Genomic DNA, 13,434 nt, shown 5'->3' on the forward strand with positions numbered 1-13,434 from the left:
TTTAAAATAGAATGCAATAATATGCGACAAGTTGCATAGTATAGAGAAAAGTATCGTAATCTTCTAAAAGAGGAGCACGATACTTTTTACTAAACAGAATAGGAGGGGATGTTGTGCAGGAAGGTAAACATAACTTTGTCATCTCTGAGGAAAACTGGTCCCTCCATCGCAAAGGCTTTCAAGATCAACAGCGTCATATGGATAAAGTTAAGGAAGCCATTAAGAATAATTTACCAGATTTAATTAGTGAAGAAGCAATCGTGATGTCCAATGGCCGAGATGTAATCAAAATACCGATTCGTTCATTAGATGAGTATAAAATCAGGTACAATTACAATAAGTCAAAGCATGTAGGGCAAGGGGATGGAGATAGTAAAGTAGGAGATGTAGTAGCAAAAGATCCTAATGCGAAAGGACAACAAAAGCAAGGTCCTGGCGATGGAAAGAAAGCAGGCGATGAGCCTGGAAGTGACTACTATGAAGCTGAGGTATCGTTAGAGAAGCTAGAGGAGGCCCTATTTAAAGAGTTAGAGCTACCGAATTTGCAAGAGAAGGAAAAGGCTGAGATTGTAACCGAAAAGATAGAATTTAATGATATCCGAAAGAAAGGTTTAATGGGAAATATTGATAAGAAACGAACCATTCTAACCGCATTAAAACGAAATGCTAGAGAAGGAAATCCTGGTATTACCCCAATCTATAATGACGACTTGCGATTCAAAACTTGGAATGAAGAAGTGAAAAAAGAGTCCAAAGCAGTTGTTTTAGCAATGATGGATACGAGTGCCTCGATGGGGTCTTTTGAGAAGTATATGGCCAGAAGCTTCTTTTTCTGGATGAACCGATTCCTTAAAACCAAATATGAGCAAGTTGATATCGCCTTTATTGCTCATCATACAGAGGCAAAGGAAGTTTCCGAAGAAGAATTTTTTACAAAAGGGGAAAGTGGTGGAACGATATGTTCTTCCGCCTATACGAAGGCCCTTGAATTGATTGAAGATCGCTATAATCCTTCGAGCTATAATATTTATCCTTTTCATTTTTCCGACGGTGAGAATATTACCTCTGACAATCCAAAATGTATCCGGCTTGTGAATGAAATTATGGATGTGTCCAATATGTTCGGTTATGCAGAGGTTAATATTTATAATCGCCACTCCACTCTAATGCGAGCTTATAATAGCATTGAGAACCAGAAATTTCGCCATTATATTTTAAAAGAAAAACGTGATGTGTACCATGCAATGAAAAGCTTCTTCCAACAAGAGGCAGTAACCGTATAAATGATAGGATCCCTCAAGGTTTAACAATCTTGAGGGCTTTTTTTGGTAATGTAAAATAAATTAACTCCTCTTAACATTTACCAATAAAATAGGTATGATAAGAGTAGTTAGAATCATGCGAAAGCTAGGGGTGAAATAGCATGGCAAAAAAGATACTTTCCTTTGTTACTGTATTATTAATTGTAGCTGGTGTTTCCTTGTCAGGATATTCTATATTTAATATATGGAATTCAGCCCAACAGCAGGATAAATTATTGGTAGAAGCTAAAGGGCTAATCTCCGAATCTCCATTGCAAGAAGAGGAAGAGATTGATATCCCGGAATTTCAAATAGGGGATGCGATCGGTATATTAGAGGTGCCTAAAATCGATGAGGAGCTACCAATAATTGAAGGTACTGATAGTGAGCAGCTTCGTAAAGGTGTTGGCCACTATATAGGGACTGCTTTACCTAATCAAAATGATCAAATCGTGTTGTCCGGACATCGTGACACGGTATTTAAAAAATTTGATCAAATAGGTATTGGCGATCAGTTTATTGTTAAATTACAATATGGAGATTTTACCTACGAGATTGTGGATACCAAAATCGTCGATGCTGATGATCTTACGGTTATTAAGCCTACTGCGCCCGAAGAAATATTAACTGTTACCACGTGTTATCCTTTTGGCTATATTGGAGATGCACCAGAGCGTTTTATTTTTACAGCAAAAAGAGTCAATTAAACAGCCATTTCTTTGGTTGAACTATAGTATAAATATTACACATGATAGGTGAGGAATATCCTAACGTAATGGAATTTTATCTGAGCGGATGGATAAACATGCCATGCGAATTCCTGTCGTAGCATACGAAAGAGGGCTTTTTGTACAAAGAAAAAGGGCCGTTAAATCAGCCCCTACTACTTAAGCCAACTCTATCTTATAAACCCCACGCTCTGTCGTAATAAAAAATTTTTCCCCATCAAATTCATACATGGCACTGTCCTGTAGCGGTATTTCGTAAGAAGGAGAAGGAAGGGGCTGTGTACTCATCGTTGCTAATGTTTGAATCTGACCTTCCCCATGTAACTGTAGACTGTGCATGGGCACATAATCATCTATTCTACGCGTATTACGGTCGTACGATACACTTTGTAAATGAAGCACGATTTGGTCAACATCGTCCATTTCGTGCTTCGTTATTTTAACTTGTCTTCCGCTCCACTGTTGAATAAGCTCGTTAAATGCTTCAACAGATAAAAATTGATGTTCCATAACGATCCCTCCTGCTTATAAATTCTCCTGAAACGTATAGAAATATGCGAAATCTATCCTTACCAATTGACACCTTTTCATAAAATATGGTATTTATGTGGTAGTGATTAGCACTCTCGGCTATAGAGTGCTAAAAATAATCTAAACCAATCTATGGAATCATGATAAAGGAGTGTTGAGCGTGGGGAAAAGGAAATTTAAAGCAGAATCCAAGCGATTATTAGAGTTAATGATTAACTCGATTTATTCACAGCGTGAGGTATTCTTGCGTGAGCTAATTTCAAATGCGAGTGATGCAATCGATAAGATTTACTACAAAGCATTAACCGATGAGAATTTAACCTTTAATCAAAGTGATTATTATATAAAGATTGAAGCGGATAAAGAGGCAAGAACATTAACCATTACTGACACTGGTATTGGGATGACCCAAGAAGAGCTAGAGAAAAACTTAGGTACTATTGCTAAAAGTGGTTCCTTAAGCTTTAAAAATGAAAATGAAATTAAAGATGGTCATGACATTATCGGACAATTTGGTGTCGGATTCTATGCAGCGTTTATGGTTGCAGATGTTGTAACAGTAGTAAGTAGAGCATTAGGAAGTGACGAAGCGTTCAAATGGGAATCCAAAGGTACAGATGGTTATACAATAGAAGCTGCGTCAAAAGATTCAGTTGGAACAGAAATTACATTAAAGCTAAAAGCAAACACGGAAGATGAGAATTATGATGAGTACTTAGAAGAATATCGTCTGAAAGAAATCGTGAAGAAGTATTCCGATTTCATTCGTTATCCTATTAAGATGGAAGTAACGAAAAGCAAGAAGGATGACGATAGCGATGAATATATCGACTATAAAGAGGAAGAAACCATCAACAGCATGGTTCCAATCTGGAAAAAGAATAAAAGCGAGCTATCTGATGAGGATTATGAAAACTTCTATCGTGAGAAGCGATATGGTTTTGATAAACCATTAAAACATATTCATTTAAGTGTCGACGGTACGATTCGTTATAATGCGCTTCTCTTTATTCCGGAGAACCGTCCATTTGATTACTACTCGCAGGATTATGAAAAGGGATTAGAGCTATATTCCAATGGTGTACTAATTATGGAGAAGTGTGGAGACTTGATTCCAGACCACTTTAGCTTTGTAAAGGGACTTGTCGATTCAGAGGACCTATCCCTAAACATTTCCCGAGAAATGCTACAGCATGATCGACAATTAAAGCTGATTGCCAAAAATATTAATAAGAAGATTAAACAACAGCTGATTAATCTGCAACGAGATGATCGAGAAAAATATGAGAAATTCTTCCAAGCATTTGGTCGTCAGTTGAAATTTGGTGTGTATAACGAATTTGGAGCGAATAAAGATACATTAAAAGATCTCTTGCTATTCTACTCCTCTAAAGAGAAGAAGCTGGTGACCTTGGCAGAGTATGTATCCAGAATGCCAGAGGATCAAAAGTATATTTACTATGCAACAGGTGATTCGATTGACCGTATAGACAAGCTTCCACAAACAGAGCTTGTAGCGGATAAAGGCTATGAAATTCTATACTTTACAGAAGAAATTGATGAATTCGCTATCCGCATGCTTATGAGCTATGGGGAAAAAGAATTCAAATCCGTTTCTAGCCAAGACTTAGGCATTGACTCAGAAGACGATAAGACAACAGAAGAAGAAACAACGGAAAACAAAGAGCTTTTCGAATACATGAAGGAAAAGCTAGCTGGAAAGGTAAAAGAAGTTCGACTATCCAAGCGTTTACGTTCTCATCCAGTATGCTTAACTGCAGATGGGGAAATCTCAATTGAGATGGAAAAGGTTATTAATGCGATGCCGGATAATAACCAGCATGTAAAAGCGGAAAAGGTACTAGAAATTAATCCAAACCATGAAGTATTCCAAACATTAAAGGATGCATTTGAGAAGGATAAAGAAAGATTAGATTTATTCACTAACATTTTGTTCAATCAAGCACTACTAATTGAAGGCCTACCAGTAGAGGATCCAGTTGAATTTACGAATAATATGTGTAAAGTTATGGTAACGGCTTAATAATCGTTAACAATAGTAGTGGGAAATTTTTAATTTTATAGAGAAATATATAGTGCTATCTCATCCTGGGGATAGCACTATTTTTTTGTTGTTAAAAATGGAATTGGTTGTGTATTAGGTATGTTAAAATCCTGTTATATTGTAATTCAATGTAGAGCCTAAAAATTTTAGTCAAAGAGGAACTTTTCAAGGTGTTATACGGTCTGTATATATACAGGGGGTGTTTGGGATTAGTGGGCTAAATGAAGCAGCAATATATGAAGTCTATTTCGAGAAAGTGTATAAAACTGCCTTTTATATCTTGAAAAATGAGGAGCTAGCCAAAGATGCGACACATGATACCTTTATAAAGGTATTTAAAAATTGGGGGAAAATGAAGCAGCAATCCAAACTTAATGCTTGGATTACTACTATTGCAACACGTACGGCTATTGATATCTATAATAAAAATAAAAAACAACTAGCATATGAATTAAAAGAAGAACATATCGCCATCTCAAATGAATTTAACTATAAGAAAGATGAGTTAGAAAAATATCTAGATGCTATTCCACCAGACCAAAAACAAGTATTGGTTTTGAAATATATAGAAGATTTAACAGAGAAAGAAATTGCAAGCCTACTTTCGATTAAATTAGGAACCGTTAAATCAAGAATATATCGCGCAAAACAGAAATTATATGATCAGTATCAATTGGGAGGTGATAATGGTGTTGAATCATAATCTAAAAGAAGAGAACATAAAAGAACACATAACCAAGGAGATGGATTCAATTAAAGTGCCAGAGGGATTGAAAGAAGAATTATGGGCTAAGGTGAAGCCTATTCCTAGGAAAAGAAAGATAACTTCCAAAGTTCTTCCTTATATAGCGGCTATTGCCTGCCTAGCTATTTTTGTTCCACTTGCGTTAAGCATGTTACCTTTTGGCTCTACACCTAGCGATGATTTATCTGGTCAAACCTTCAGACTTGCTCATCCATATATGCCACTAGAGGGTGGATCGATGAAATATGATTCTATTATGACAATAGAATTTAAAGGTGGAAATGGATTTACAAGTAATAGGTACGGTGACGGGAAGTATGAACTACAGGATGATCTCCTTGTCCTTCAATTTGAAAATGAAAATGAGTATTTAGAAATAAAATTAACCCTTCATGAAAGTGATGAGGATTTCAGTAAGTATTCTGCAAGCATTAGTGATGTTAATTTTGAAATGAAGGATCAGGATAAGATAAGTCACTTTAAAAATTTGTACCTTTTATTAAACCAAGATAGGCAAGTCGAATTTCTAATAAAATAGCTAGAGACGAAAAAGCTTAAGGATAAATGTGCGGTATAGCGGGTACGTTAAATACAATAGCAAGATGAAGAAAGCTTGGAATGAGGGTCACACCCATTTCCAAGCTTTCTTGTAGTATATTTTAGTTGTTCACGTACTGTTTCAGATGTGAAGTGTTATCGTAGTGCTTTATCTAATGTTTCCAAGTTTCGCTCCATTAAACTGAAGTAATCTTCTTCATTTGCGATATCCTCATCTGTCAGTGTGGATATATTATGCAAATACAGGGGTTCCGCACCAATCTCGTCTTGAATAACTTTTGCAACTTTAGGGGTTATATTTTGTTCAAAGATAACGTATTTTAAATCTTTTTCTTTTGCTACTTGAATTAGCTTTGTTAATTCACTTTGAGACGGCTCTTGGCTAGAAGATAGACCGGCAATTGGGATGGATTTAATGCCGTAGCTTTTCTCCCAATATCCATAGGCAGCGTGTGAGACAATCATCTCCGGATTTTCCTTGGAATCTACTAATTGATGGAATTCCTCATCTAATGCTTCCAAGTCTTGTTTCAATGTTTCATAGTTTTCCTCGAACGCTTCACGTGCTTCAGGCTTAAGATCAACGAGGGTATTTTTAATATGTTCAGCGAGAACAATCGCCTGGTTTGGGTCAATCCATACGTGTGGATCTTGATCCCCATGGTGATGACCATCATCGTGTTCTGAATCCTGGTGCTCATCGCCGTCGTGACCATGACTATCTGCTTCTTCGCCATGATGCTCATGATCATGTGGAATAGCTTCCATACCTTCTGCTGCCTCCACGAATACCACATCTTCGTTCTTCAGTGTTTCCTTTACTTTTTCCGCGTACGACTCCATACCAAGTCCATTAAAGATAAAGGCATCTGCCTTGGCAATATCTAAGATATCCTTAGAGGTAGGCTCAAACGTATGGCTGTCTGCTCCTGGTGGGATAAGGGTATTTACTTGTACATGCTCTCCACCGATTTTTTTGGCAAAATCTTCTAATGGATAGATAGAAGTGAAAATCGTTAGTGTATCGTCTGTATTTTGAACACCAGCAGCTGATGATGCATTTTCATCATTCGTGTTGCATGCTGCTAATAGTAATAGTAATCCTATAAAACTAGTTAATAACCAGATATTTTTCAAATGACAACTCTCCCTTAAATCGTTCAGAAATGATTATATCGGAACGGTTACGTTTTGTAAATAGTAGTTGTTACGATTTAAGCTGGTTTCGTAAGTTGTCATAATTGATGTAACAATGAGCGAATTGAAATTCAAGTGCCGTCAGAATAACGAATTTGTATAGGAATCCTTTATTTATAGCCTTTCATTGCTAAGCCTTAAGTGGAAAAACTTACTATCTCTTCTACATGAAGTGTCACATTATTCCTTTATGTGGTTCATCATTCCTTTACTCCCTCATAAACTATAAAAAGCATATTTTGGAGGGATCATCATTGACCGATGCAAAAGAGCTGCATAATGCAATTGAGGAAATTACAGAAATTGCAGAAGGGTTTGGGTTAGATTTTTATCCGATGCGTTATGAAATATGTCCAGCCGATATCATTTATACGTTTGGTGCCTATGGGATGCCTACACGCTTTTCCCATTGGAGCTTTGGAAAACAATTCCACCGGATGAAGTTACAATATGATTTAGGCTTAAGTCAAATATACGAGCTAGTCATTAATTCAGATCCATGCTATGCCTTCTTATTAAATACGAATAGTCTGATTCAAAATAAATTAATCATTGCTCATGTTCTAGCTCATTGTGATTTCTTTAAAAATAATGTTCGTTTCTCCAATACGAGAAGGGATATGGTCGAAAGCATGACAGCGACCGCAGAACGTATTGCACACTATGAGCTTCTGCATGGTAGAGATGAAGTGGAGAAATTCTTAGATGCAGTACTTGCTATTCAAGAACATATCGACCCTTCCATCGTGCGCCCTAAGCTTACGGAGTATGCTTGGGATGAGGAGGAGTCCCCAATTAAGAAGGCCACTTCCCCATATGATGATTTATGGGGATTAGATGAAACAGAAAAAGAAGAAGAGGAGAAGCCAAGTGTGAAGAAGCGGAAGAAATTCCCGCCAAAGCCAGAAAAGGATTTGCTCCTCTTTATTGAGCATTACAGCCGAGAATTGGAGGATTGGCAACGCGATATTTTGACAATGATGCGCGAGGAAATGCTTTATTTCTGGCCACAGCTGGAGACGAAAATCATGAATGAAGGCTGGGCTTCCTACTGGCACCAACGCATCTTACGTGAACTGGACTTAACATCCGATGAAACCGTCGAATTTGCTAAACTAAACTCTGCTGTCGTACAGCCGTCCAAACAACAAATCAACCCATACTATTTAGGGTTAAAAATATTTGAAGACATCGAAGAACGCTATAACAACCCGACAGAGGAGATGAAAGAAAGAGGAATAAAACCAGGATCAGGTCGGGAAAAGATTTTCGAAGTACGGGAAATTGAATCCGACATTTCCTTCATCCGTAACTATCTGACAAAGGAATTAGTAGAGCAAGAGGACCTGTACCTATTCGAAAAGCAAGGTGCCTACTACCGCATTTCGGATAAGGATTATGAAAATATCCGTGATCAACTAGTGTCTATGCGCGTGAATGGTGGATTTCCGTATATTCGTGTAGTAGATGGGGACTATTTACGTAATGGCGAGCTCTATTTGGTACATGGCTACGAAGGTACCGAGCTTGATCTACATTATTTAGAAAATGTCCTGCCTTATATATACCAGTTATGGGGAAGGAAGGTGTATATGGAGACATATGTGGATGATAAGCTTGTGGTTTATAGTTATGATGGGGATCGGGTGTTTAAGAGGTAGTGTTTCGTGATTAGGGAAATAATACTGTAATACTAGATTGGTTTATAAATTGTTTAAGGTTGAAATGTACCTATGAGATTTATTCATGGGTACATTTTATATTGGAAAAAAGCCTCCTCTTTTAGTATTGAAAACCTAGAAACAAGCGCATTCTATGAAAGAAACCCATAAAATTATTTACTTTACAAAACCAACTGAAAGGAGTATATTAAGTATAAAGTTTACCGAGGGAAACATTTTTACATGAAGGACATTTTTCGATGGGAGTGCAAAATAAGTTAGTTCTTTTCGAGAATTGACTTCTTTCGTAAATAGATGATGACACAAAGCAGGGGTGATACACATGTTAGCAGTAAAAGACCTTTCCATTAGCTATGATGGCAGAACCAATGTAGTGGAAAATGTTAGCTTCCAAATAGAGAAGCCGTCTATAGTTGGTATACTTGGTCCGAATGGAGCGGGTAAATCAACCCTTATAAAAGGAATTCTTCGATTAATACCAAGTAGTGGGGAAACCTATTATAACGGAACCATGTTAAAAAATGTGCAAAGAAAAGTTGCTTATGTAGAGCAGAAGAGCGCTATTGATTATACATTTCCGATTACGGTTAGAGAATGTGTATCATTAGGCTTATATCCTTCAGGGAAGTTATTTAAACGAATTACGGCACAAGATTGGAAGCGTGTAGAGGATGCTTTGAAGAAGGTGCACATGCACGAGTATCAAAATAAACAAATTGGGGCTTTGTCTGGTGGGCAATTCCAACGCGTTCTAATTGCTAGGACATTAGTACAAGAAGCAGATTTGATTTTCCTTGATGAGCCCTTTGTGGGAATTGATACGGTGAGTGAAAAGATTATCATGGATTTGCTAGTTGAATTTCGAAACCAAGGAAAGACGATTCTCATCGTTCACCATGATCTTGGGAAAGTAAAGGAATACTTTGACCAGCTCATTCTAATGAATAAGCAATTAATTGCCTATGGAGATACAAAAAAAGTATTTGTAGAGGATAATCTGATTAAAACATATGGAGATTCCATTGTAGTGAAAGGCGGTGAGGGATAATGCTAGGGAACTTTATCCATGACTTTTTTGACTATCATTTCTTACAGAATGCATTTGTTACAGCGACCGCAATCGGTATTGTTGCTGGTGCCGTTGGGTGTTTCATCATTCTTAGAGGGATGTCGCTAATGGGCGATGCTATCTCCCATGCCGTACTACCTGGGGTTGCGATTTCCTTCTTATTAGGTGTTAACTACCTAGTTGGAGCAATCGCGCTAGGATTATTAGCTTCCTTTATAATTACGTATATCTCCAATAACAGTAAAATAAAAAACGATGCCGCCATTGGAATAACGTTTAGCTCGTTCCTGGCATTAGGGGTTATATTAATTGGAATTGCTAATAGCTCAACCGACCTTTTCCATATTCTCTTTGGGAATGTATTAGCGGTACAGAATTTTGATAAATGGCTTACGGTTTCGATTTTATTTATCGTCCTTATTATTTTAGTTATTTTCTTTAAGCCGTTACTGATTACATCCTTTGATTCTAATATGGCAAAAGCATTTGGAATGAACGTCAACCGTTATCACTACTTATTAATGATTCTATTAACCGTGGTGTCCGTTACCGCGATGCAAAGTGTCGGTACTATTTTAATTGTGGCTATGCTGATAACACCAGCTTCCACAGCCTATTTGTTTACCAACCGATTAAGCTCAATGATGATTCTCTCCTCTATTCTTGGAGGTGCATCATCCATCATCGGTCTAGTAATTGGATATACGTTTAATATAGCTGTTGGTTCTTGTATTGTACTCACTTCCGCCATTCTATTTGCGGTTAGCTTCTTCTTATCACCAAAGCAAAACGTCTTTAGAAAGAAGGTAGTAAGAGCATGAATATAACGAAAAAAGCTACAATATTTCTAACCATTGTAGTAGGAAGCCTATTGTTATTAGCTGGATGTGGAACGGATAATAGCTCTTATGATAATGATAAATTGAATGTCGTGACTACCAACTCGATTATTTGGGATATAACGAAAAATATTGCAGGTGACAATGTCAACTTGCATAGTATCGTTCCGGTAGGGAAAGACCCACATGAATATGAACTACTACCAGATGACATTGTAAAAGCAACTGATGCGGATATCGTATTTTATAACGGTTTAAATCTGGAGACAGGTGGAAATGCTTGGTTTACGAAACTCATGCAAAATGCTAACAAAGAAGAAAATAAGGATTACTTTGCTGTTAGTGAAGGTGTAGCACCGTTGTATTTGGAAGGAAAAGAAGAAGCAGGAAAAGAAGATCCACATGCTTGGTTAAACCTCGAAAATGGCATTATCTATGCACAAAATATTGAAAAGCAATTATCAGAAAAGGATCCGGAGAATAAAGCATACTATCAGGAGAACTTAGCGAATTATGTGGATAAATTAAAGGAATTAGATGAGGAAGCAAAAGGTAAATTCGATTCTATTCCGGCAAATAAGAAATGGATTGTAACGAGTGAAGGGTGCTTTAAATATTTTTCAGAAGCCTATAACATTCCTTCCGCCTATATTTGGGAAATAAACACGGAAGAAGAAGGGACTCCAAATCAAATTAAAAATCTGGTAGATAAGCTCCGGGATACCGAAGTGCAATCCTTGTTTGTCGAATCAAGTGTAGATGATCGTCCTATGAAAACTATATCTCAAGAAACCGGAATTGAAATATTCTCCAAAGTCTTCACCGATTCTATAGCAGAAGAAGGCGAAGAGGGAGATAGTTACTACGCTATGATGAAATGGAATTTGGACCGAATTTATGATGGGTTAACGAATGAATCTTAATGGAAATAGGTCTATATAAAGATTGTGATTCAAAGAAGTATCATGTTGTATTGGTTTGGCTGGTTATCGTTCTGTATTTCAAAGAACGTAAACCAGCCAATTTTACTTATTTCACTTTTATTTTTAAATAATGAATGGCATGGCCGTTGGAGTAGACGCCATCAATTTCATACGTATAATACCCGGACTTTTCCGGTGCCTGAAAGCTGGGCAGTTCAAGCTCTTTTCCTTCTCCTCGCTCATGATGATCTAGTTGATAGATAGTGAGCTTTTCAGGATAGTGATGGATAAATTCTAATGTAATAGTACCATGAGGCTCTACTAGAAGGGTCTCCGTGTTTATATCACGCTCGAAGCTGTCTCCCATGATCATGCGACCTTCTTCATTACCCAATTGACTACTACCAATCGATACCTTGATAGCATTATCCTTTGTCCTAGCATTAACACATACGATAGCAGTATCTGCACATGCTTCTTCCGTGTATAAGTCATGAGGTTTTTCTTTATCATATAGATTAAGGGTGAGCTTCGTAATCAATTGCTTCTCAGGCTCAGCATCTTCCGTTTGAGCTTGTAAATCATCTAATACAACAAAGGAGCTTAGTATATACTCGCCTGTATCCGCTGGCACAATATCTTCTGCTTCCTGGTTAAATAATGCTTTATTCCACTGGAACTTCTGTTCAATCGTTTCATTTGCTCCTAATGTTACTTGGACATAATCATCGAATACGCGCCCATTAATATTTGGCAGGTCAAGATTAGTTTTTGGGTCTAAGAATTGGACTGCTGTTTCGTTTCGTTTTTCTATCATGACAGCCGCAATGCCCTCTTCTTCCTCAACTGAAGTAGGTACATAGATTACTCTTTGTTTATTCGTATGATTGGTTAGGGTGACATTAGCGATAAGGCCCTCATGTAAGGAATAGTGTTTTTTATCTATTGTGATTTCTAATTCAATCCCGTCCAGTTGATTGGAGTTGGATGCGCTTCGGAATGAATCGTGTTCTGGACTTATTCCACTGTATATAAACCATCCTATGATAGCAATTACGAATAAGGTAGAAGTGGTAACAAAAGCTCGGGTTACATATAGACGTCTATTTGCTTGCTTGTTCGTTTTACTAATTCTATTCATGATTATCTGAAATGCTTCTGTGGATTCCGCTTCTGTTAAGGAAACTTGGCTTAGACCTTTTAGCTCGTTCTCTAGGTTATGCTGTTTTTCATTATTTCGATTCATGGACAAAACCCTCCTTCTCCAATTCGCCTCGAAGTGCTTCAAGTCCACGGTGTAGCATTGTTTTGACCTTGCTTTCCTTCCAAGCTAGGATTGCAGCGGTTTCTTTAATGGAAAGCTCCTGGATTTTCCGCAAGATAATAACATCCCTATATCCTTTTCTTAACTGGGAAAGAGCCTGATAAAGCTGTTGTTTATTTTCATTTAGTTGCAGAATCTCCTCTGGAGTTGGTTGCTTGGAACGAATGGGTGAATAATAATCTAAGTAATAGGATACAGGCTTTTTTCTTCTAAGAAAGTCAATCGCTACATTTCGTGCAATACGATACAACCATGTCTTAGCACTAGCATCCCCTCTAAAGTCCTGCAAATGGATAAATGCCTTTACGAAAGTATCTTGCATTAGATCCTTCGCCTGCTGTCGTTCCCCAATCATGATAAAAATAAAGCTAAAAATTTCATGATGATAGCTTTCATATAGCTCCTTTATCTGTCTTTCTACTGGTGGATTCATGAAGCACACCCCCTTTGTATGTGATTTAGATTTAGACGC

Annotated in this window: 13 protein-coding genes; 9 read left to right on the plus strand and 4 right to left on the minus strand. The window is 37.4% G+C overall.

Going from position 1 to position 13,434, the window contains the following annotated elements; genetic code table 11:
• The first annotated feature begins 113 nt into the window (after positions 1–113).
• Both yhbH and AAIB49_RS06305 read left to right on the plus strand, forming a co-directional pair.
• The gene (yhbH, locus tag AAIB49_RS06300) at positions 114–1,283 is read left to right on the plus strand and encodes a sporulation protein YhbH (RefSeq protein ID WP_343457535.1); all 1,170 of its coding nucleotides are present in this window, start codon (positions 114–116) and stop codon (positions 1,281–1,283) included.
• A 140-nt stretch (positions 1,284–1,423) separates the two neighbouring features.
• Complete coding sequence (locus AAIB49_RS06305; RefSeq protein ID WP_343457536.1) at positions 1,424–2,008, plus strand: class D sortase; 585 nt, start codon at positions 1,424–1,426, stop codon at positions 2,006–2,008.
• 180 nt (positions 2,009–2,188) lie between these two features.
• Here AAIB49_RS06305 and ymzB read toward each other — a convergent pair whose 3' ends face one another.
• Positions 2,189–2,539, minus strand: coding sequence for a protein YmzB (gene ymzB, locus AAIB49_RS06310; RefSeq protein ID WP_343457537.1), 351 nt, complete (start codon positions 2,537–2,539; stop codon positions 2,189–2,191).
• Between the two features lie 181 nt (positions 2,540–2,720).
• Here ymzB and htpG point away from each other — a divergent pair, with 181 nt between their 5' ends.
• From htpG to AAIB49_RS06325, 3 genes are all read left to right on the plus strand, one after another.
• Positions 2,721–4,604, plus strand: coding sequence for a molecular chaperone HtpG (htpG, locus tag AAIB49_RS06315; RefSeq protein WP_339212695.1), 1,884 nt, complete (start codon positions 2,721–2,723; stop codon positions 4,602–4,604).
• 220 nt (positions 4,605–4,824) lie between these two features.
• A complete protein-coding gene (locus tag AAIB49_RS06320; RefSeq protein ID WP_339212698.1) occupies positions 4,825–5,328 on the plus strand; it encodes an RNA polymerase sigma factor in 504 nt (167 codons plus the stop codon).
• Positions 5,315–5,908, plus strand: a complete 594-nt coding sequence (locus tag AAIB49_RS06325) for a hypothetical protein (RefSeq protein ID WP_343457538.1) — start codon at positions 5,315–5,317, stop codon at positions 5,906–5,908. The genes AAIB49_RS06320 and AAIB49_RS06325 overlap by 14 nt, the downstream gene beginning before the upstream one ends.
• Before the next feature lie 155 nt (positions 5,909–6,063).
• Here AAIB49_RS06325 and AAIB49_RS06330 read toward each other — a convergent pair whose 3' ends face one another.
• The gene (locus tag AAIB49_RS06330) at positions 6,064–7,065 is read right to left on the minus strand and encodes a metal ABC transporter solute-binding protein, Zn/Mn family (protein WP_343457539.1); all 1,002 of its coding nucleotides are present in this window, start codon (positions 7,063–7,065) and stop codon (positions 6,064–6,066) included.
• A 314-nt stretch (positions 7,066–7,379) separates the two neighbouring features.
• On the opposite strand from AAIB49_RS06330, the gene AAIB49_RS06335 reads away from it, so the two are divergent.
• The 4 genes from AAIB49_RS06335 to AAIB49_RS06350 all read left to right on the plus strand — a co-directional run bounded on the left by AAIB49_RS06335 (position 7,380) and on the right by AAIB49_RS06350 (position 11,638).
• Positions 7,380–8,786: a SpoVR family protein gene (locus tag AAIB49_RS06335; RefSeq protein ID WP_343457540.1), complete on the plus strand. Its 1,407-nt coding sequence runs from the start codon at positions 7,380–7,382 to the stop codon at positions 8,784–8,786.
• A gap of 343 nt (positions 8,787–9,129) precedes the next feature.
• The gene (locus AAIB49_RS06340) at positions 9,130–9,855 is read left to right on the plus strand and encodes a metal ABC transporter ATP-binding protein (protein WP_339212707.1); all 726 of its coding nucleotides are present in this window, start codon (positions 9,130–9,132) and stop codon (positions 9,853–9,855) included.
• Positions 9,855–10,697 (plus strand): iron chelate uptake ABC transporter family permease subunit, encoded by an 843-nt coding sequence (locus tag AAIB49_RS06345; RefSeq protein WP_343457541.1) that lies wholly within the window; start codon positions 9,855–9,857, stop codon positions 10,695–10,697. The genes AAIB49_RS06340 and AAIB49_RS06345 overlap by 1 nt, the downstream gene beginning before the upstream one ends.
• Positions 10,694–11,638, plus strand: coding sequence for a metal ABC transporter substrate-binding lipoprotein (locus AAIB49_RS06350; RefSeq protein ID WP_339212712.1), 945 nt, complete (start codon positions 10,694–10,696; stop codon positions 11,636–11,638). The genes AAIB49_RS06345 and AAIB49_RS06350 overlap by 4 nt, the downstream gene beginning before the upstream one ends.
• 106 nt (positions 11,639–11,744) lie before the next feature.
• On the opposite strand, the gene AAIB49_RS06355 is transcribed toward AAIB49_RS06350, so the two are convergent.
• Positions 11,745–12,884: a hypothetical protein gene (locus AAIB49_RS06355; RefSeq protein ID WP_343457542.1), complete on the minus strand. Its 1,140-nt coding sequence runs from the start codon at positions 12,882–12,884 to the stop codon at positions 11,745–11,747.
• Entirely contained in the window at positions 12,871–13,395 is a 525-nt protein-coding gene (locus AAIB49_RS06360) for an RNA polymerase sigma factor (protein WP_343457543.1), read from the minus strand. Before AAIB49_RS06360 ends, AAIB49_RS06355 begins: the two co-directional genes overlap by 14 nt.
• Positions 13,396–13,434: the final 39 nt, after the last annotated feature.

Origin of the sequence: Ornithinibacillus proteolyticus, from assembly GCF_039581225.1 — a bacterium.
GTDB lineage: Bacteria > Bacillota > Bacilli > Bacillales > Amphibacillaceae > Ornithinibacillus > Ornithinibacillus massiliensis.